At 72.7% G+C, this 18,510-nt stretch carries 21 protein-coding genes; 9 read left to right on the top strand and 12 right to left on the bottom strand.

The features are described from left to right. Positions 1-31 precede the first annotated feature (31 nt). Positions 32-613, bottom strand: a complete 582-nt coding sequence (locus tag ACQPXD_RS29970) for a TetR/AcrR family transcriptional regulator (RefSeq protein ID WP_432824662.1) — start codon at positions 611-613, stop codon at positions 32-34. Between the two features lie 107 nt (positions 614-720). Between ACQPXD_RS29970 and ACQPXD_RS29975 the strand changes: the two genes are divergently transcribed. Together ACQPXD_RS29975 and ACQPXD_RS29980 are read left to right on the top strand one after the other, a co-directional pair. After that, complete coding sequence (locus ACQPXD_RS29975; RefSeq protein WP_432824663.1) at positions 721-1,149, top strand: ester cyclase; 429 nt, start codon at positions 721-723, stop codon at positions 1,147-1,149. Beyond that, positions 1,146-1,616 carry an anthrone oxygenase family protein gene (locus ACQPXD_RS29980; RefSeq protein ID WP_432824664.1) on the top strand — a complete coding sequence of 157 codons (471 nt, stop codon included), beginning with the start codon at positions 1,146-1,148 and terminating at the stop codon, positions 1,614-1,616. The genes ACQPXD_RS29975 and ACQPXD_RS29980 overlap by 4 nt, the downstream gene beginning before the upstream one ends. A 73-nt stretch (positions 1,617-1,689) precedes the next feature. On the opposite strand, the gene ACQPXD_RS29985 is transcribed toward ACQPXD_RS29980, so the two are convergent. Further along, entirely contained in the window at positions 1,690-2,328 is a 639-nt protein-coding gene (locus ACQPXD_RS29985; RefSeq protein ID WP_432824665.1) for a GGDEF domain-containing protein, read from the bottom strand. Between the two features lie 364 nt (positions 2,329-2,692). Here ACQPXD_RS29985 and ACQPXD_RS29990 point away from each other — a divergent pair, with 364 nt between their 5' ends. After that, positions 2,693-2,899 (top strand): DUF397 domain-containing protein, encoded by a 207-nt coding sequence (locus ACQPXD_RS29990; RefSeq protein WP_432824666.1) that lies wholly within the window; start codon positions 2,693-2,695, stop codon positions 2,897-2,899. Between the two features lie 13 nt (positions 2,900-2,912). Here ACQPXD_RS29990 and ACQPXD_RS29995 read toward each other — a convergent pair whose 3' ends face one another. The 6 genes from ACQPXD_RS29995 to ACQPXD_RS30020 all read right to left on the bottom strand — a co-directional run bounded on the left by ACQPXD_RS29995 (position 2,913) and on the right by ACQPXD_RS30020 (position 8,183). Next, positions 2,913-3,728: an SAM-dependent methyltransferase gene (locus tag ACQPXD_RS29995; RefSeq protein ID WP_432824667.1), complete on the bottom strand. Its 816-nt coding sequence runs from the start codon at positions 3,726-3,728 to the stop codon at positions 2,913-2,915. A gap of 49 nt (positions 3,729-3,777) precedes the next feature. Then, positions 3,778-4,599 carry a helix-turn-helix domain-containing protein gene (locus tag ACQPXD_RS30000; protein ID WP_432824668.1) on the bottom strand — a complete coding sequence of 274 codons (822 nt, stop codon included), beginning with the start codon at positions 4,597-4,599 and terminating at the stop codon, positions 3,778-3,780. Between the two features lie 138 nt (positions 4,600-4,737). Beyond that, positions 4,738-5,100: a fluoride efflux transporter CrcB gene (gene crcB / locus ACQPXD_RS30005; protein ID WP_432824669.1), complete on the bottom strand. Its 363-nt coding sequence runs from the start codon at positions 5,098-5,100 to the stop codon at positions 4,738-4,740. Next, positions 5,097-5,600 carry a fluoride efflux transporter FluC gene (locus tag ACQPXD_RS30010; RefSeq protein ID WP_432824670.1) on the bottom strand — a complete coding sequence of 168 codons (504 nt, stop codon included), beginning with the start codon at positions 5,598-5,600 and terminating at the stop codon, positions 5,097-5,099. The genes crcB and ACQPXD_RS30010 overlap by 4 nt, the downstream gene beginning before the upstream one ends. A 147-nt stretch (positions 5,601-5,747) precedes the next feature. Then, positions 5,748-6,956, bottom strand: a complete 1,209-nt coding sequence (locus tag ACQPXD_RS30015; protein ID WP_432824671.1) for an MFS transporter — start codon at positions 6,954-6,956, stop codon at positions 5,748-5,750. 639 nt (positions 6,957-7,595) lie between these two features. Next, positions 7,596-8,183 carry a TetR/AcrR family transcriptional regulator gene (locus ACQPXD_RS30020; protein WP_432824672.1) on the bottom strand — a complete coding sequence of 196 codons (588 nt, stop codon included), beginning with the start codon at positions 8,181-8,183 and terminating at the stop codon, positions 7,596-7,598. A gap of 57 nt (positions 8,184-8,240) precedes the next feature. Here ACQPXD_RS30020 and ACQPXD_RS30025 point away from each other — a divergent pair, with 57 nt between their 5' ends. Beyond that, entirely contained in the window at positions 8,241-8,960 is a 720-nt protein-coding gene (locus ACQPXD_RS30025; protein WP_432824673.1) for an SDR family oxidoreductase, read from the top strand. A gap of 19 nt (positions 8,961-8,979) precedes the next feature. Here the strand turns inward: ACQPXD_RS30025 and ACQPXD_RS30030 are convergent, their stop codons facing one another. Next, a complete protein-coding gene (locus tag ACQPXD_RS30030; RefSeq protein WP_432824674.1) occupies positions 8,980-10,179 on the bottom strand; it encodes an ROK family transcriptional regulator in 1,200 nt (399 codons plus the stop codon). A gap of 122 nt (positions 10,180-10,301) precedes the next feature. On the opposite strand from ACQPXD_RS30030, the gene ACQPXD_RS30035 reads away from it, so the two are divergent. The 5 genes from ACQPXD_RS30035 to ACQPXD_RS30055 all read left to right on the top strand — a co-directional run bounded on the left by ACQPXD_RS30035 (position 10,302) and on the right by ACQPXD_RS30055 (position 15,785). Continuing rightward, positions 10,302-11,381: a sugar ABC transporter substrate-binding protein gene (locus ACQPXD_RS30035; RefSeq protein WP_432824675.1), complete on the top strand. Its 1,080-nt coding sequence runs from the start codon at positions 10,302-10,304 to the stop codon at positions 11,379-11,381. Continuing rightward, positions 11,381-12,142 carry an ATP-binding cassette domain-containing protein gene (locus ACQPXD_RS30040; protein WP_432824676.1) on the top strand — a complete coding sequence of 254 codons (762 nt, stop codon included), beginning with the start codon at positions 11,381-11,383 and terminating at the stop codon, positions 12,140-12,142. The genes ACQPXD_RS30035 and ACQPXD_RS30040 overlap by 1 nt, the downstream gene beginning before the upstream one ends. Continuing rightward, positions 12,139-13,308 carry a sugar ABC transporter permease gene (locus tag ACQPXD_RS30045; RefSeq protein WP_432824677.1) on the top strand — a complete coding sequence of 390 codons (1,170 nt, stop codon included), beginning with the start codon at positions 12,139-12,141 and terminating at the stop codon, positions 13,306-13,308. The genes ACQPXD_RS30040 and ACQPXD_RS30045 overlap by 4 nt, the downstream gene beginning before the upstream one ends. Beyond that, on the top strand, positions 13,305-14,192 hold the full coding sequence (locus ACQPXD_RS30050; protein ID WP_432824678.1) for an ROK family protein: 888 nt from the start codon (positions 13,305-13,307) through the stop codon (positions 14,190-14,192). Before ACQPXD_RS30045 ends, ACQPXD_RS30050 begins: the two co-directional genes overlap by 4 nt. A gap of 633 nt (positions 14,193-14,825) precedes the next feature. Beyond that, on the top strand, positions 14,826-15,785 hold the full coding sequence (locus tag ACQPXD_RS30055) for a TerC/Alx family metal homeostasis membrane protein (RefSeq protein ID WP_432824679.1): 960 nt from the start codon (positions 14,826-14,828) through the stop codon (positions 15,783-15,785). Here ACQPXD_RS30055 and ACQPXD_RS30060 read toward each other — a convergent pair. Genes ACQPXD_RS30060 through ACQPXD_RS30070 form a run of 3 tightly spaced genes read right to left on the bottom strand, consistent with a single transcriptional unit; the run spans position 15,782 to position 18,505 of the window. Next, positions 15,782-16,756 carry a DUF1996 domain-containing protein gene (locus ACQPXD_RS30060; RefSeq protein WP_432824680.1) on the bottom strand — a complete coding sequence of 325 codons (975 nt, stop codon included), beginning with the start codon at positions 16,754-16,756 and terminating at the stop codon, positions 15,782-15,784. The two genes, ACQPXD_RS30055 and ACQPXD_RS30060, sit on opposite strands and share 4 nt — an antisense overlap. 59 nt (positions 16,757-16,815) lie before the next feature. Continuing rightward, the gene (locus ACQPXD_RS30065; RefSeq protein ID WP_432824681.1) at positions 16,816-17,700 is read right to left on the bottom strand and encodes an AIM24 family protein; all 885 of its coding nucleotides are present in this window, start codon (positions 17,698-17,700) and stop codon (positions 16,816-16,818) included. Between the two features lie 7 nt (positions 17,701-17,707). After that, a complete protein-coding gene (locus ACQPXD_RS30070) occupies positions 17,708-18,505 on the bottom strand; it encodes an AIM24 family protein (RefSeq protein ID WP_432824682.1) in 798 nt (265 codons plus the stop codon). Positions 18,506-18,510 lie beyond the last annotated feature (5 nt).

Raw genomic sequence — 18,510 nt, forward strand, 5'->3', positions numbered from 1 at the left:
CGGGTCCTTTCGGCCCGGAGCCGTGTCGTGTTCAATTCCCGGCGGTGCGGAACTGCGCGACCAGGACCTCGATGCGGTCGGCGGCATGTCCCGGGCGTAGCCGGTCGTTGCGGCCGAGCATGGCCAGTCCGTGCAGCGCCGCCCACAGGACCTCGGTGAGCGTGTCGACGTCGCGCGCGGTAGCAACGGTGGCGACCGCCGCGCGCAGTTCACTGAACGCCTCGGACAGCGGCGCCGGGGTGTCCTGCGCGGCGAAGCGCAGTCGCGTGGACCGGGTGAACATCGCGTCGTAGAGCGCGGGGTTCGTCGCGGCGAAGTCGCTGTAAGCGGCGGCGGCCCGGCCGACCTCGTCGCCGGGCGCGGCGCCGCCGCGGCGGGCCGCGCGCAGCGTCTCGGCGAGTTCGCCGAAGCCCTCCAGTGCGACCGCCTCGACGATGTCCTCCATCGACCCGAAATGCTTGTACAGCACCGGCTGGCTGTACTCGATCTCGGCGGACAGCCGGCGCGTGGTGACCGCATCCCAGCCTTCACGCTCGGCCAGGGTGCGTGCTGTCGCCGTGATGAGCCGGCGACGGGCGATGCGCTCGCGCTGCCGGCGGTCCTCGATAGCCATACCCGACTGTAGCACTGCTAGCCATACTAGCGGCGCTATTGACGCGAGCGCGTCGGGTGGTTAGCGTTGCTAGCGCTAGCAACGCTAACCGTCATGAGGAGACCGCCATGACCACACCCGAACACCGGCTCGCCGACCTCTTCGTCGAGATGATCAACACCCACGACCCGGACGTGGTGGACCGATTCGTCGCCGAGGACTACCGCAACCACAACGATTTCGTCGCCGACGGACGCGAGGCCAACCGCCAGTTCTGGACCGCGTTCCTCACCGGCCTGCCCGACGTGAGCGTCACGATGGAAGACCTGGTCGTCTCCGGTGACCGCGTGGTGGGCCGCTTCATCTACCGCGGCACCCACACCGGGGACCTGCTGGGCTTTCCCGCCAGCGGCAAACCCGTCGAGATGCGCAGCATCGACATCTGGCGCGTCCAGGACGGCATGTTCGTCGAGCACTGGGACGAGCTGAACCTCATGCAGATGTTCCAGCAGATCGGCGCCCTGCCGCCGCTCGGCGGCCCGGAGGCCCGGGCATGACACTGCTCTCGCAACTCGCCGCGCTCCTGGCGATCGTGAGCACCGGGATCGTCTACGGCACCGATGCTTTCTGCGCGATCGTCCAGCGACCCGCCCTCGCGCGGGTCGACGACACCACCCTCACCGCGATCATGGGCAACGTGCACCGCTTCGGCGACCGGCGAATGCCGGCTCCCGGAATCCTCGGCCTCGTCGTCGCCGCCGCCGCAGCCGTGCTCGCCGCAGTGGCCGGCCACCCCGCCGGATCGGCGACCGCGGGAGCGGCGTTCCTGCTGCTGGTCGTCTGGGTGCTGCTCTACCTGCGCATCAGCGCACCCATCAACCGCCGGCTCACCGCGGCCGCCGACGCCCACGAAACTCCCGCCGACGCCCGCGCCTGGCAACGGGACTGGGACCGCATCATCGTCCCCAGAGCGGTCCTGCAGGGCCTGGCCGTCCTCGCCCTGGGCGTCAGCCTCATCAGCTGACCCGGCACCCTGTCCGCGCTGAAATGGGTGTGATCGCCGCCTTCACGGCGGCGCATCACACCCCTGCGGACGGTCAGTCCCAGACGACGTAGGAGCAGTAGCGGTTGGCCTTGGCGCGGTACATCGCGAGGTCGGCGCGGCGGATCAGCTCGGCGATGGTAGTGGTGCCGCCGTCCGCGGTGGCCACGCCGATCGAGGCGGTGACCGTCAGCTCGGTGTCGTCGATGGTCATCGGCTCGGCGATGGCGTCGGCGATCGCGCTCACCGGAGCCGTCCAGTGCCCACCCGGGCCGGGCCCGGCGGGCGGCGTCTCGGTGAGGATCGCGGCGAACTCGTCGCCGCTGAGCCGGACCGCCAGGTCGTTGCCGACGCAGCGGGACAGGCGGCCGCCGACCGTGCGCAGCACCTGGTCACCCACGGCGTGGCCGTAGCGGTCATTGATCGGCTTGAAACCATTCAAATCGAGCACGACGACGGCGCACCGACCGGTGCGGCCGAGGAGCTTCGGACCCAGCGCGTTGAGGCGCCGGCGGTTGGCCAGGCCGGTCAGCTCGTCGTGATTGGTCTCCCACCACAGGGCCGCGCGCTCGGCCTCCAGCAGCGCCACCTGGGCCCGCAGCCGGGCCAGCTCCGCTTCGACTCCAGCGTCGCCGGCCTGGTCGCCCTCCGGCGCGGCCACGACGCCGCGGTGGGCCTGGCTGAGGATATCCATCGATGTCCTCTCTGATCCGCTGCGAAGGGGGGCGACCGGATGACAGACGGTCCGGCGGGCCTGGGGGCCACACCGGATCACGACGGTTATCATCGCGCGGCAGCTTCCAGCATGCAAGATTTCACGGAGGAAGAGTTCTAAGCGACATTTTGGTGCTGGATCTTGATCGCTTACGCTCGGTACGCAAAAATTTCACGACGAACGAAGAAAACCGAGCTATCCCGATCTTACGCACCAAGTTGTCCGATTTTGTACCGCGCCAAGGACACCCCCAGTAACTGAGCGTGACAGGCCCTAAACGCTCGCTACAGGCCCGCGGCGCGGAGCGGCGTCGGACACCCCTGGCCTAAAGGAGAACAGCAGGATGCACGGCGACAGCAAATGGATCATGTCGAGCCGGTCGACGGGCAACGGCGGCAGCTGCGTGGAAGCGCGCCGGCACGCGGGCCAGATCGAGGTGCGCAACAGCAAGCGGCCCGACGAGAGCACCGTGTGGTTCACCGTCGAGGAGTGGGACTCGTTCCTCGACGGCGCGAAAAAGGGCGAGTTCGACGGGCTGCTGACCGACTGAACCGCGGCCGGCGTCAGGGCTTCTTGCCCACGCCCGCCCAGATGCCGCCCGGCCCGGCCGGCTGCGGCTGACCGGACGCGGGCCCGGGGCTCCACTCCTGCGCCCAGACCACGCCGGGCTCCTGGATGTCGACGCCGGCGAAGAGCCGCTCGACCTCCGCGCGGGTGCGGGTCGTGCCGGGCGTCGCGGTCCGCCGCTGGTAGACGTTCTCCGTGATCGTGCTCTGGTCGATGGCGGAGAACGTCTCCTTGGCGGTGTGCGACACCACCAGGTAGCTGCCGGACGGCAGCGCCGCGACCAGCTCGGCGGTGGCCTCCTCGCCGACGCGGTGGTCGGGGATGAAGTGCAGCACGGCGGCCAGCAGCAGGCCGATCGGCTCGCCGAAGTCGAGGATCCGGCGCACCTCGGGGTGCTCCAGCAGCGCCCGCGGCGCCTGCAGGTCGCCGCGCACCGCCGCCGCCAGCCCGTCGTCGGCGAGGATCTCCTGGCCCTCGGCCACGGCGACCGGGTCGATGTCGGCGTAGACGACCCGGGCCTCCGGCTGGATCTTGCGCGCGACGGAGTGCACGTTGTCGACGGTGGGGATGCCCGCGCCCACGTCGAGGAACTGGCGGACGCCCTCGCCGGCCAGGTACCGCACCGCGTTCACGACGAAGCCGCGGTTGGCCCGGGCGGCGTCGCGCACGAACGGGAACATCTTGACGACCGCGTCGGCGGCCGCCCGGTCGGCCGGGAAGTTGTGGATGCCGCCGAGGTAGTAGTCGTACATCCGGGCGGCGGTAGCTGCTTTGCGGGCGGCCGATGAGGACTGCTCGTGCATGCTGGTCATTCCGCCCGTTCCGTCGGCGAGGCAGCGGTGCTGCTGGTGGTGGTCGTGTTCATCGAAAATCCGTGATCGGCACCGACGCCTCGCAGATCAGCGAGAACACCCGTCGATACTCCTCCACCTCGGCCGGCTCCTCGAGATAGAGGGCGCCAAGGTGTGATTCGAGGTACACCACGTCGGGGTCCTCGGGATCCTCGAAGTCCATGATCCGGAACGCGCCGGCCATGGCCGCGTGCGCGCCGGCCGACCAGGGCAGCACTCGGATCTCCACATTCTGCTGCTGGGAGGCCTCGCGCAGGTGCTCGATCTGCGCGGCGAGCACCTTGGGGCCGCCGACCTCCCGGCTCAGCACGCCCTGGCCGAGCACCGTCGTCAGCACCGGCTTGGGGTTGCGCGCGGCCAGCGCGGCCTGGCGCTGCATCCGCAGCTTCACGTGCCGGTCGGCCGCCTCGGCCTCGACCGCCTGCTCGGCGCCGTAGACGGCGCGGGCATACTGCTCGGTCTGCAGCTCGCCGGGGACGACCTCGCCCTCGTAGGTGCAGATCCGCTTGGCGCTCGCCTCGAGCCCGACGTAGAGCTTGAACCAGTCGGGGATGACCGGGTTGGCGTCCCACCACTCCTCCTGGGACGTGCCCAGGGCGAGCTCGGACAGCGCGTCGGTGATGCTCTCGTCGACACCGTAGAGCCAGCACAGCGCCCGCACGTTGGCCACGGTCACCGGCGTCTTGCCCGTCTCGATGCGGTGCAGGGTCGGCTCGGAGATGCCGAGCTTGGCCTCGGCCACCTCACGCCGGCTTTTGCCGGTCGCCACCCGCAGCCGCGTGAGCCGGCGTCCCAGGGCCCGGCGGACGACCCGTTGCCCGGTGACCGGCACGCTCCCACCTCCGTACGCAACGCTGCGAAGCCGAACGGGTACTGCCGGCCCACACCATACCTCCGGTACTTCAGGCCCGAACATCACCCCGGGGAACAACTCAATCACCCGAACGGGCGGCTCTGTCCGGGTCTTTGCTCAGCCCAGGGCCTGGGCGAGCAGCAGTCCCGCGGAGGCGGCACCGAGCCCGGCGACGAGCGACGCGACGACGTTCATCACCGCGTAGAAGCGGGCCCCGTCCTGGGCCAGCCGCAGGGTCTCGTAACTGAACGTCGAATACGTGGTGAGCGCGCCGCAGAACCCGGTGCCGAGCAGCGCGGTGAGCGCCGGGTTGGCGGGCAGGCCGGCGACGAGGCCGAGCAGCGCCGAACCGGCCACGTTGACGGTCATCGTCCCCCACGGGAACACCGAGTCGTGCTTGGCCTGGATCGCCCGATCGGTGAGGTACCGCAGCGGCGCCCCGACCGCGGCGCCCAGCACCACCAGCAGCAGTTGCGTCACCGGGCCACGCCCGCCGTCTCGGCGCCGCGCCCGGCCCACCGGCGCACCACCGCGGCGGTCGCGGCGCTGCCCGCCCACACCGCGAGCAGGGCCCCGACGAGCGTGACCGCGAGGTAGGCCAGGGCCACCCAGGGCGCTCCCGCCGCAGCGGCCCGCTGGATGTCGACCACATAGGTGGAGAACGTGGTGAAGCCGCCCAGCACCCCGACGCCGAGGAACGGCCGCAGCAGCCGCCGCCCGGCGAACACCTCGGTGACGAACACCATCAGCACGCCGATGAGGAAGCAGCCGGACACGTTGGTCAGGAACGTCGACCACGGGAAGCCGCCGGGGTCGTGCGGCCAGGCCAGCGCGAGCCCGTAGCGGGCGAGGGCCCCGCAGACACCGCCGGCCGAGATCGCCGCCAGCACGGGCACCGGGCTGGGCCGCAGCTCCACCCGCTCGGCCGGCACGTGGAGGTCGACATCGGCATCCACCGGGAACGCATCGCGCTCGATCACACCCACTCCTCCCTACCAGGGCACACCGCAGCACTCTGGCAGGGACCGTTGGCATCGTCGCGGTTCACCCCGCCGCGCGGGGTCGGCGGGCCCCACCGCCGTCGGCGCCGCTCGCGGCGGCGCCACCACCAGCCTACCGGATTCTCGTCACGGCATGGCGAGCGCGGGCCTCGGCGCGGCGTGCATGCGCCGGTCGACGACCAGCACCAGCCCGGCGGCCAGGGTCGCCGCGGCGGCGAGCACCAACCAGAAGGGTACGGCGCCGCCGACGAGGAACACCGCGACCGGCGGCCCGGCGGTGTTGCCCACCTGGAACACCGCCCAGGCCGCGCCGGTGGAGCGGCCCAGGGCGCCGGCCGGGGCCAGCCGCTCCAGCAGGGTGTAGAAGGCGGGGCTGTAGGCGCACTCGCCGAGCGCGAACGTGACCATCATGGCGACCAGCAGCGCCACCCGGGAGCCGCCGGCCAGCCCCTCGGCGGCGTAGCCCAGCAGCCAGGCACCGGCCCAGGCGAGCAGCATGACGATCAGGGCGCGGGTCTTGTGCACCCGCTCGACCCAGCGCGACACCGGCAGCTGCCCGGCCAGCACGACCAGCGTGGCGACCGCGTACAGGCCGCCGACGAGGGCGGTGGAGCCGGACAGCTCGGTGCGGACCGCGAGGGGCACGCCGCTCTCCACCTGCGCCAGGCCGAACGTCACCAGCAGCAGCTGCGCGACCAGCAGCAGCGTGTAGCTGAGCCCGGGCCGGAACCGCACGGGCCGGGCCCGCCGCAGCGCCGGGTCGCCGGCCGGCAGCGGCACCCGGGCGGCGACGATCACCGCGTACACCGCGCAGCTGACGCCGTTGGCCGCGCACAGCCAGCGGTAGGTGCCGGCGCCGGCCGGGCCGAGCAGCAGGCCGCCGAGCCCGGCGCCGGCGCCCAGCCCGAGGTTCAGCGCCAGGTACCGCAGCGACATCGTGCGGACCTTGACCGCGTCGGTGGCGCTGAGCCGCGCGATGATCGGGATCACGGCCGGCAGGAACAGGCCGGTGCCGGCCCCGATGACCAGCAGCGCCGCCAGCTCGGCCGGGTAGCCGGAGCCGACCGCGACCAGCAGCCAGCCCGCGGCCTGCACGAGCAGCGCGCCGATCGCGACCGGCCGGGGCGAGTGCCGGTCGACCAGCCGGCCGCCGAAGACGGACATGGGCACGGCGGCGCCGGCCAGCACGAGCAGCAGCACGGCGGTCGCGCCGCCGGACAGGCCGCGGAACTGGTGCAGGTAGATGGCGAGGAAGGGATAGCACAGCCCGGTGCCGACGGCGGACACGCCGTATCCGGCCACGAACCACCACGCCGGCCCGCTCAGCCCTCGCATGGCACCTCCCCCGCCGCCGTCGCCAGATTAGTACCCGGCGACCTCGCGCACGTCGTCGGACAGCGGCCCCTCCGGCCGCCGACGGCGGTTGACGGCTCACGACGACGGCGTGGGCGGCGCCGACCCGGAGCGCGGCTCGGCCCTGGTCGGCCTCGGGCGACCGGGTCGACGCCCTGGGCGGCCGGATGATCCTGGCCAGCCCACCCGGCGCCGGCACCACCCTCGACGTGGAACTGCCCATCCCCGCCGATTGACCCGCCGCCCCGCCACGAACCCGGGCCGAATCGGACGAAGCCATCGGGCATCACGACCGAAACTCTCCGCGATCATGCCGAAGTCGCCGCCGCATCACGCGTTTTCCATGATCACGGAAGGTCAATGTACCCATAGGTACCTTATGTCTCCGCGATCATGAGAAACCCGCCGCGTGCCAGCAGGAGCCGCATGATCGCGGAGAGATTCGTTCGCTCCGGCCGCGCGCGGTAAGCCACGACCCCCGGCGCCGTCATGACCGAGGACGTTCCGTTCCGTTCCGAGCCGGGCCGAGCCGGGCGAGCCGAGCCGGGCGAGCCGAGCCGGGCGAGCCGAGCCGGGCGAGCCGAGCCGGGCGAGCCGAGCCGGGCGAGCCGAGCCGGGCGGTCAGGGCATGGCGGTGAGGGTTTGGACCAGTTCGTCGATCACGTGGTCGTTCGCCGGCTCGCGGGTGGCGAGGATGCGGTACCAGATGACGCCGAAGACGATGTCGGCCACCGTGCCCGGCGACAGCCGCGGCGGCAGGTCGCCGCGGGCGCGGGCGCGCTCCACGACGATGGCCAGGGCGTCGCGACGGCGCTGCAGGAACGCGGCGCGGAACCGGTCGCCGAACTCGGCGTCGATCTGGGCGTGCGCCATCAGCGCCCGCAGCGCGTCCGGCACCCGCCGGTCGCGGCCGAGCCGGAAGCTCGCGGCCAGGAAGGCCCGTAGGTCAGCGGCGTAGCTGCCCTCGTCCGGGATCGGGATGTGCAGGTCGGCCTTGGTGGCCAGGGCGTCGAGCAGCACGTCGGCCTTGGACGGCCACCACCGGTAGACCGTCTGCTTGCCCGCGCCCGAGCGGGCGGCGATCCCCTCGATCGTCAGGCCGGCGTAGCCGACCTCGCCGACGAGGCCGATCGCCGCGGCCAGGATGGCCAGCCGGGTGTCCTCGCTCCGGCGGCGGCCGGGGCGGCCCGGTGCAGGTTGGACGGTCACGGAAGCCATGCTAGCTTTTCCGAGACGAGACGTTCCGGTTCGAAATAGGAGACTCGCATGAGCATGAACACCGCGCTGGTGGTCGGGGGTACCTCCGGCATCGGCCTGGCCACCGCCCGCCGGCTGCACGCCCTCGGCACGGCGGTCCACGTGGTGGGCCGCGGCAAGCAGCGCCTGGACGAGATCGCCGAGACCGACCCGGGGCTGATCGGCCACCGCGCCGACGGCGGCGACCGGGCCGAGATCGGCGCGGTCGTCGAGGCGATCGGCCGCATCGACTGGCTGATCGTCGCGCTCAGCGGCAGCGAGGGCCCCGGGCCCATCGCCGACCTGGATCTCGGCATGCTGCGCCGGGCCTTCGACGCGAAGTTCTGGGCCCACCTGACGACGATCCAGGTCGCCCTGCCGCAGCTGAGCGGCACGGGCTCGATCACGCTGCTCGGCGCGATCAGCGCGCGGGCCGCCATGCCCGGCACCGCGGGCATCGCGGCGATCAACGGCGCCGTCGAGGCGCTGGTCAAGCCGCTCGCCGTGGAGCTGGCACCGATCCGGGTCAACGCGGTCTCCCCCGGCGTGGTCGACACCCCGTGGTGGAGCGGCTTCCCCGAGGACGCCCGCCGGGAGACCTTCGCCCAGTTCGCCCGGGCGCTGCCCAGCCGGCGCATCGCCACCGCGGACGACATCGCCGAGGCCACCGTCCTGGCCGCGACCAACCTCAACATCACCGGCACCGTGCTGGAGATCGACGGCGGCGCCCGGCTGGTGTCCCTGGGCTGACCGGGCCCGGCGAGCAGGATCAGCGGGCGGCGGTGGCGGCCGATTCCAGGACCAGGTCGCGGGCGTCGGCCAGGCCGACGGCGAGGGCGCCGAGCAGCACCGCGTCGGTGCCGAGGGTGGAGACCTCGATGCGCGGCGGGCGCAGGGCGACCAGGTCGCGCAGCCGCTCGGCGACCGGCGCGACGAGCAGGTCGCCGGTCTGGCTGCCCACCCCGCCGCCCAGGACGACGAGCTCCGGGTCGAGCACCGCGGTGATGCCGGCCAGGGCGTGGCTGACGTGGTCGACCTCGCGCGAAACGGCCAGCCGCGCGGTCTCGTCGCCGGCCCGCGCGGCGTCGAAGACCTCCTTCGCGCCAGCCGCGTCCAGGCCCAGCCGGCGGGCCGTGGCCACCACGCCGCCGGCCGAGGCGACCGACTCGAACATGCCGCGGCGGCGGGCGGCCGGCTCGCCGGTCAGCGGGTCACCCTCGCCGACCGGCAGGTAGCCGATCTCGCCGGCCGCGCCGCGGAACCCCCGGTACAGCCGGCCGTCGATGATGATGCCCATGCCCGTGCCGGTGCCGATGGACACGTAGACGAAGTGCCGCACGCCCCGGCCCAGGCCGTAGGTCGCCTCGCCGACCGAGGCCAGGTCGATGTCGTTCTCCACGACGTAGGTCGAGCCGGCGATGCCGGCCAGCCGCTCCACGCTGCCGCGGCGGTTCCAGCCGGGCAGGTTGGGCGCCAGGTGCAGCGCGCCGGTCGCCTTGTCGTGGATGCCGGGGGTACCGAAGACCGCCAGGGTGATCTCGTCGCGCCCGATGCCGGCCGTCGCGGCCAGTTCCTCGGCGAGCCGGGTCAGCTGCGCCACCAGGTCGCGGGCCCGGGTGCTGCGCGACGGCTCGTCCTTGCGCGCCACGATCCGCCCGACCAGGTCGGCCAGGGCGACCCGGACGTAGGAGCGGCCGACGTCGACGGCGAACACCCAGCCCGCCTCCGGGCGCACCTCGTAGAGCGCCGCCGAGCGGCCGGCCGCACCGGCCCGCACCCCGACCTGGCGCAGCAGCCCGGCCCGCTCCAGGTTGGCCAGCGCCCCGGCGACCGTGGGCTTGGACAGCCCGGTGCGCTGGGCGAGCTCGGGCCGCGACACCGCGCCGACCCGGAAGGTCTCGGCGAAGACGGCGCGCTCGTTCATCACCCGCAGCACGCTCGTCGTGCTGGCGGTGGCGGTGGTCTGCACGGGGTACAGCGTGCCACACGAGTTCGGCAGGGTCCCTTATCAATTTTGTAAAGGACCTTGCCAAGGGCGGCGCGGGTGGCCGAACATGCTCGCGAGTACCCCCCGAAGGAAAGGTGCCCTCCGTGAGAGCCAGATGGTTCGTCGCCGTGATGACCGTCGCGGCCACCCTCGCCAGCGGGTGTGGCGGCAGCACCGGTGACCAGCAGGGCGGTGGGGACGCGCCGACGATCGCGCTGTTCCTGCCGGAGTCCAAGACGACCCGCTACGAGGCGTTCGACCGGCCGCTGTTCGAGGCCAAGGTCAAGGCGCTGTGCGCCGGCTGCAAGGTGCTGTACGCCAACGCCGACCAGGACGCGGCCAAGCAACAGCAGCAGGTGGAGGCCGCCCTCGCCCAGGGCGCGGACGTGCTGGTGCTCGACGCGGTCGACGCGAGCGCGGTCGCCTCGCTGGTCAACCAGGCCAAGCAGAAGAAAGTGCCGGTCATCGCCTACGACCGGCTCATCTCCGGGATCTCCTACGAGTACTACGTCTCCTTCGACAACGTGCGGGTCGGCGAGATGCAGGGCCAGGCGCTGCTCGACGCGCTGAACAAGGCCGGCACCGCGGCCAGCGGCCAGATCGTCATGCTCAACGGCGCGCCGACCGACCCCAGCTCGGCCGACTACAAGAACGGCGCGCACAAGGTCCTCGACGGCAAGGTCAAGATCGGCCGGGAGTACGACACGCCCGACTGGAGCCCGGACAAGGCCCAGCAGGAGATGGAGCAGGCGATCACGGCGCTGGGCCGGGACAACATCGTCGGGGTGCTGTCGGCCAACGACGGCATGGCCGGCGGCGCGATCGCGGCCATGAAGCGCGCCGGCTACACCGCCCTGCCGCCGATCACCGGCCAGGACGCCGAGCTCGCGGCGGTCCAGCGGATCCTCACCGGCGAGCAGTACATGACCATCTATCTCGACATCCGCACCGAGGCCGAGCAGTCCGCGGAGCTGGCCGTCGCGCTCGGCCGGGGCGAGAAGCCCTCCGCGCCGACGAAGGTCAACAACGGCACCGCCGACATCCCGACCTTCCTGCTCTCCCCGACGGCGGTCACCGCCGACAAGATCAAGGACACCATCGTCAAGGACGGCTTCTACAAGGCGGCCGACATCTGCACCGCCGGACCGGTCGCGCAGGCCTGCGCCAAGGTGGGAATCCAGTAGTGCTCGCCGCCTCCGACGTCAGCAAGCGGTACGGCGCGGTCCAGGCTCTCGACGGGGTGAGCCTGGACCTTCCGGCCGGCCAGGTGGTCGCCCTGGTCGGCGACAACGGCGCCGGAAAGTCCACCCTCGTCAAAGTTTTGTCCGGAGTGGTACCGGCGGACCGCGGCACGCTCGAGCTGGACGGCGCCGCGGTGCGCATCGCCACGCCGCACGACGCCCAGCGCCTCGGCATCGCCACCGTCCACCAGGACCTCGCCCTGTGCGAGAACCTCGACGTCGTCGCCAACCTCTTCCTCGGCGCCGAGCGCAACCGGTTCAGCGTGCTGCGCCACATCCCCATGGAGCGCGCCGCCCGCGACCTGCTCGCCTCCCTCGACGTGCGGATCCGCGACATCCGGGTGCCGGTCGCGATGCTGTCCGGCGGGCAGCGGCAGTCGGTGGCCATCGCCCGGGCGCTCATCGGGCAGCCCCGGGCCGTCATCCTCGACGAGCCCACCGCCGCCCTCGGCGTCGAGCAGACCGCCCAGGTGCTGGGCCTGATCCGCCGGCTGCGCGAGCGCGGCCTGGCGGTCCTCGTCATCTCCCACAACCTCGCCGACGTGCGGGCGGTCAGCGACCGGATCGCGGTACTGCGGCTGGGCCGCAACGCCGGCGACTTCGTCACCGCCGGGACCAGCCCGGAAACCGTCGTCGCCGCCATCACCGGCGGATCCACACCTTCGGCGCCCGTCGCGCCCGCCGACCCGGGGAGTGCCGCATGACCACGCTGACGCAGCTGCTGCGCCGGCCGCTCGCGCCGCCGCGGGGCGACCTCGGCGCCTGGCCGGTGGCCGGCGGCCTAGTCCTCATCGCGATCGTCTTCGGCTTCCTCAACGACCGCTTCCTGTCCGCGGAGAACCTCACCAACCTGGCCCTGCAGATGGCCGCCACCGGCACCATCTCCCTCGGCGTCATCATGGTGATCCTGCTGGGCGAGATCGACCTGTCGGCCGGCTCGGTGAGCGGCCTGTGCGCGGTGGTCATGACGATCCTGTCCGTGCGGCACGGCTGGAACCCGGTCGCGGCCGTCGCGGTGGCGCTCGGCTGCGCCGCGCTGATCGGCCTGCTGCACGGCTGGATGTTCACCCGGCTGGGGATGCCCTCGTTCGTCGTCACCCTCGCCGGGCTGATCGGCTGGCAGGGGCTGATGCTCTACCTGCTGGGCCGCGGCGGCACGATCAACCTGCCGTTCGAGGGCTTCCTGGCCGGCCTCTCGGACACCTGGCTGCCGCCGTGGGCGGGCTGGCTGCTGGCCGCGCTCATCGTCGCCGCCTGGGCCGCCGGCGCCGTCGTCGACCGCCGGCTGCGCCGCGCCGCCGACCTGCCGGTGGGATCGGCGTTCTGGCCGGCGGCGCGCCTGGCCGGCCTGGCGGTCGTCCTCACCGCCGCCGTCCTGGTGCTGTCGTCCGACCGGGGGGTACCGCTGCTGCTGGTCATCTTCGGCGCCCTCGTCGTCGGCCTGGACCTCCTCCTGCGACACACCGTCTTCGGCCGGCACGTCTACGCCGTCGGCGGCAACGCCGAGGCGGCCCGCCGCGCCGGCATCGCCGTCACCCGGATCCGCATCCTCGCCTTCGTCGCCTCCGCGACCCTGGCCGCCTTCGGCGGTGTCCTGGCCGCCAGCCGCCTCGCCGCCGTCAACCAGAGCTCCGGCGGCAGCGACACGCTGCTCATGGCGATCGCCGCCGCGGTCATCGGCGGCGCGTCGCTCTTCGGCGGCCGCGGCCGCCCCTACGCGGCCCTGCTCGGCATCCTGGTCATCCAGTCGATCACCAACGGCATGCTGCTGCTCAGCGTCGACTCGTCGGTGCGGTACATGGTCACCGCCGCCGTCCTCGCCGTCGCCGTGGCGATCGACTCGCTCGCCCGCCGGGGTCGCGCGCGGTGACGCGGCAGGTACTCGCGATCGACTTCGGCGGCACCAAGGTCGCCCTCGGCACGGCCGAGGCCGGCGCGCCCGACGCCCACCCGCAGACCGTCGTGCGCCTGGACACCCGCGGCGCCGACGGCGCCGAGCAGGCCGTGGCCCGCGCCCTGGCCGCCGCCCGCGACCTGCTCCCCGCCCCCGCCGCGGTCGGCGTCGCCACCTTCGGCGTGATCCGCGACGGCGTGGTCCGGCTCGCCCCGAACGTGCCCGGCTGGGAAGGCCTGCCGCTGCCCGCGCTGCTGCGGGCCGAGTTCGGCGACACCCCGGTCGCCATCGACAACGACGTCAACGCCGGCGCCGCCGCCGAACTCCGCTGGGGCGCCCTGCGCGGCGTCAGCACCGGCCTCTACGTCAACGTCGGCACCGGCCTGTCCGCCGCCCTGGTCGCCGGCGGCCGCGTCCTGCCCGGCGCCAACGGCGCCGCCGGCGAGATCGGCTACCTGCGCGACGGCCCCGCCGCCCCCGCCTTCGCCGACGGCCACGCCCCCCTCGAAGAGACCGTCTCCGGCAGCGCCCTGGCCCGCCGCGGCACGGCCCTGCTCGGCCGCCCGGTCACCGCCGCCGACCTGTTCGACCTGCTCCCCCACGACCCCGCCGTCGCCGCCCTGCTCGACGAGCCGCTGGACACCCTCGCCCGCACCGTCGCCAACCTCAGCATCGTGCTCGACCCGCAGCGCGTCGTCCTCGGCGGCGGCCTGCTCGGCGCCGCCGGGCACATCCTGCCCCGGGTGGAGGCCGAGCTGGCCCGGTCCGTGCCGTTCCCGCCGGAGCTGGCCGCCGCCTGCTTCGTCGACGACGCCCCCCTCATCGGCGCCCTCTCCCTAGCCCTTACCGCCGCCGCCTGACCACCCCGCCACCCACAGCTGATGGTCAGGCGGGCCGCGCGGACTGGGCGTCGGTGGCCACCGGTGCGGCACCAGCGATTCGCCCCCGGTGCGGCGCGGCGGTGCGGACGGTGCGGATGTCGCACCCGCCGGGCGCAACCTCCCATCCGCGCGGCCGGGCCGGGCGGATGAAAGTCTCCGGGATCATGATGCCCGCGGTGACCACACCGCCGGTTTGCCATGATCCCGGAGCCTTTCGGTACACGGGTGTACATCACCACTCCGTGATCATGAAAAACCGTTGGTGTCGACGCCGGGTGTGCATGATCGCGGAGACTTCCGGTCGCTGCGGCGGCCAGCGCCCGACGGGTGGGACGTGATCGCCGACCGTGCCCGCCCTCGGACGCACAGAACAGGCGCCGCCGGAGCTGGCCGCCGCCTGCTTCGTCGGCGACGCCACCCTCATCGGGGCGTTGTGGCTTGGCCTCGCCAGCGCTGGGTAGTCGGGTATCCTGGAGCGGCGAGGGGAGTACCTCCAACGGACCGACCCGGTCAGGACGAGCCGTCCGCGCGGCTCCCGGGCGGTCGCCCGCCGGGTGTGGGTGAGCGAGACCTCGGACGTGCAACGCCGCGTTCGAGGGGGAGTCCCGAATCATGCCCACCCAGTCCATCGCCTCACCCCAGCTGTGGCTGGTCAGCGTCGCCGTCCTGCTCGGGCTGCTCGCGCTCGACTTCGTCCTGACCCGACGGCCGCATGACGTCGGGATGCGCGAGGCCGTCGGCTGGTCGGCGTTCTACCTGGCGCTGCCGGCCGCGTTCGCGGTGTACGTCTGGCTCGCCCACGGCGGGCAGGCCGGCATCGAGTTCGTCACCGGCTACGTGGTGGAGAAGTCGCTGTCGGTCGACAACCTGTTCGTCTTCATGCTGCTGCTCACCGCGTTCGCCGTGCCCGGGCCGCTGGTGCAGCGCGTCCTGCTCTACGGCATCGCCGGGGCGCTGGTGCTGCGTGCGCTCTTCATCGCCGCCGGGGCCGCGCTGCTCGCCGCCGGCTCGTGGGCGTTCCTGCTGTTCGGGGCGGTCCTGGTGGTGACCGCGGCGAAGGTGCTGCGCGACGCGCTGCGCCACGAAGAGGAGCGGGCCGGCCCCGGCGAGCCGCGGGCCACCCGGCTGCTGCGCCGGCTGATGCCGGTCACCGACGACTACGCCGGCGCCCGGCTCACCGTGCGCCGCGCGGGCCGCCGCGCGCTGACCCCGATGGCCCTGGTCGTGGCCGCCGTATTCCTCACCGACGTGGTGTTCGCCGTCGACTCGGTGCCCGCGGTGTACGGCGTGACCAGCGACCCGTACCTGGTCTTCGCCACCAACGCGTTCGCCCTGCTCGGCCTGCGCGCGCTGTACTTCGTGCTGCGCAACGCCCTGCGCCGGCTGCGCCACCTCAACCACGGGCTGGCCGTGATCCTGGCCTTCATCGGCGCCAAGCTGGTGTTGCACTGGGCCCACACGGTGTGGCCGGGGGTCCCGGACGTGCCGACCGCCGCGTCCCTGGCCGTGATCGTGCTGACCCTCGCCGTCGTGACCGTGACCAGCCTGCGCCGGCCCCGGCCGGCGGGCTAAGGCTTGTGCTGGTCGACGCCCTGGCTGTTGCACTGCCGGCCGCCGTTGATGCAGTGCTCGACGAGCTGGGCCTGGCGGGCGGCGTCCCAGCCGTTCATGAAGTCGTAGTGGAACGTGTAGGAGGGGCCGGAGGAGTACTGCAGGCCGGTGGTGACGCCGCCCGGGAGCTTGTAGGGCACCTTCAGCTCGAACATCGGCAGCGGCACCGGATGGTCCTTCGGGCAGGCGCCGTCGACCGGCCAGGCCATGTGCGAGCGGTGGTCCGGGCTGTCCAGGTGCACCCCGTCCCAGCAGCTCGGCGCCTGCAGCCGCACGATGAGCGAGGAGCCGTCCGGGCAGGACGCCGGGATGTCGTTGCCCAGGTAGCCGCCGCAGCTCCAGGTGCCGCCGAACTGCCGCGCCGACGGGGTCTTCAGGTCGCCGACGATGAGGCGGAACCCGGCCGGGAACGGCTGCACGGTGCGGTAGTCCTTGACCCCCGACTTGTAGTAGACCGTGACCTGCTGCGGCGGCACCGGGGCGCCGCCCTGCAGCAGGGTCGGGAACCAGTACGACGAGGCGTCCCGTTTCTCCTGGCAGGAGCTCTGGCCGCCGCGCAGCGAGTCCGGGGTGGAGCTCGCGTCGACGGCCGGGTTGCCGACGAACGTGTGGTTGTGCGAGGCGCCCGGCAGGCCCGGGAACACGATCGGGTCGTCGCTGCGCCGCTGGGTCTCGGTGCAGTTGGCGGGGAACTCCCGGTACTGCGCCTGCGGCGGCTTGTCGGCGAACGTCTTGACCGGCTGCGGCGACCCCGTCGGCACGCTCGGCGCGGTGGCGGAGGCGGCGGCGGAGGGCGCCGGGGCGGACGCCGCCGGCGGGTCGGCCGAAGCGGGGTTCGACCGCTCAGCGACGGCGGCAGCACCCGACGGGGAACTGCACCCGCCCAGCAGGACAAGCACCGCCAGGAGCGGTCCGAGGTGGCGTCGGGGCACGGCGAAGAGGCTAAAGGGCCCCGGCGGGCCGCGTCATGAGCCTTAAGGCCCAGACGCGGCTACCAGTGGTGTACCGTCGCCGCGGAATTCCGGGTGATCATCTCCGAGCTGGTGTGGTGGAAGACCGACGACACCGCGACCCGGCCCGGGCCGATGAGCCGCAGCCACACGTTGCGCTGGCTGAACGACGAGCGCCAGGAGAACTGCTGGGTGCCGCGCGGATACTCCAGGTGCAGGTGCATCTGGACCGACACGTCGCGGTAGAGCAGCGCCCCCGGCTGGACCAGGATCGTCTCCCCCGGCGCCAGGTCACGCAGGAACGTGTTGCCGGGCGAGTGCAGCAACAGCAGGCCGGGGGCCTGCTGGGCGGAGAACAGGTCGCCGAACTGCCCCAGCGGGTAGTGGGTCTCCTTGTCGTCGCCGCTGCCCGTGGTGTACCACACGTTGGTCGGCTGCCACGTGTAGGCGATGTTGCCCGTGGCCGTGAGGAACCGGTGCTCGCGGGTCCACACGTGCCGGCCCGGCGTCAGCGGGAGCGCGATGAGCTCGCCGGCGTGGTCCCCGGACAGTGCCACGTGGCCGGGGCCGCGCGCCTCCACCATGATCAGCGGCAGGCCGGCCAGCATCCGGTTCCAGCCACCCGCGAGGGACGTGTTGCTCAGCTGTACCGACGGATCCGTCCACAACAGGGCGTGGTGGGAGAAGTAGATCCATTCCTGGCCGGACAGGGTGAAGTCGGCGACCGGGACATACTTGCCCTCGATCTGCACCCGCGACTGGCCGAACTGGATGCGCGCCATGTCCTTGATCGGCGGCTGCTCGATCCAGCCCGACCGGGTCACCACCTGCCGGACGTCCAGCGCGGCGCCGCAGCTCGGGCAGGACGGGCCGGCCGGCGGGTGGGACATGCGGCAGTACCGGCAGACGATGTACCCCTCGGTCATCGGGACCTCATTCCGAGTGGTGGTGGACGTACATCGACTGGATGCCGACCCGGCCCGGGCCGGTCATCTCCGCCAGGTACATGCCGCGGCGCATCAGGCCCGTCTTGACCGGCATCTGCACCGCCTGCATGTTCACCGAGGCGTCCTTGTACAGGAATCCGCCCGGCTCCACCAGGATCTTCTCCCCCGGCCGCAGCCAGCGCTCGAAGACGTTGCCGTAGCCGTGCAGGACCAGCAGCCCCGGCGCGGCGGTCGTCACGAAGCGGTCGAGGTACATCCCGTTGCCGCCGTGCAGCACGTTGGCCAGCCCCTGGATGCGGATGAAGTCGTAGCCGATGGTGTGCGTGGCCAGCAGGAATGCGTGCCCGCGCACGTCGAGCTCCATGCCCGGGTGCAGCGGCAGCACGACCAGCTCCCCCGGCGAGTCCCGGGAGAACGCGACCCGGCCCGGCCCGTGGGCCAGGGTCAGCACGAACGGCATCCCGCCGAACACCCGGCGCATGCCGCCCTGGGTCGGCATCGCGGTGACCGGGGTACCCTCATCCTTCCAGAGCAGGACGTGGTGCTCGAAGTACACCGCGTCGCCCGGCGCCAAGGCCATGTCGATGACCGGCACCAGCTCGCCCTCGACCTGCGCGACCGAGTTCGAGAACCGGAACTCGGTCATGTCACGCAGCCGCGGCGCCTCCCGCCAGCCCGAGTCGCTGACCAGGTTCGCCACGTCCAGGGGCGCGCCGCACGTCATGCACGACGTCGCGCCCGGTGCGTTCTGTAATCGGCACCACTGACACTCGATCCGCTCCACGCCGC

It is taken from the genome of Dactylosporangium sp. CA-092794 (genome assembly GCF_050948465.1).
Taxonomy (GTDB): domain Bacteria; phylum Actinomycetota; class Actinomycetes; order Mycobacteriales; family Micromonosporaceae; genus Dactylosporangium.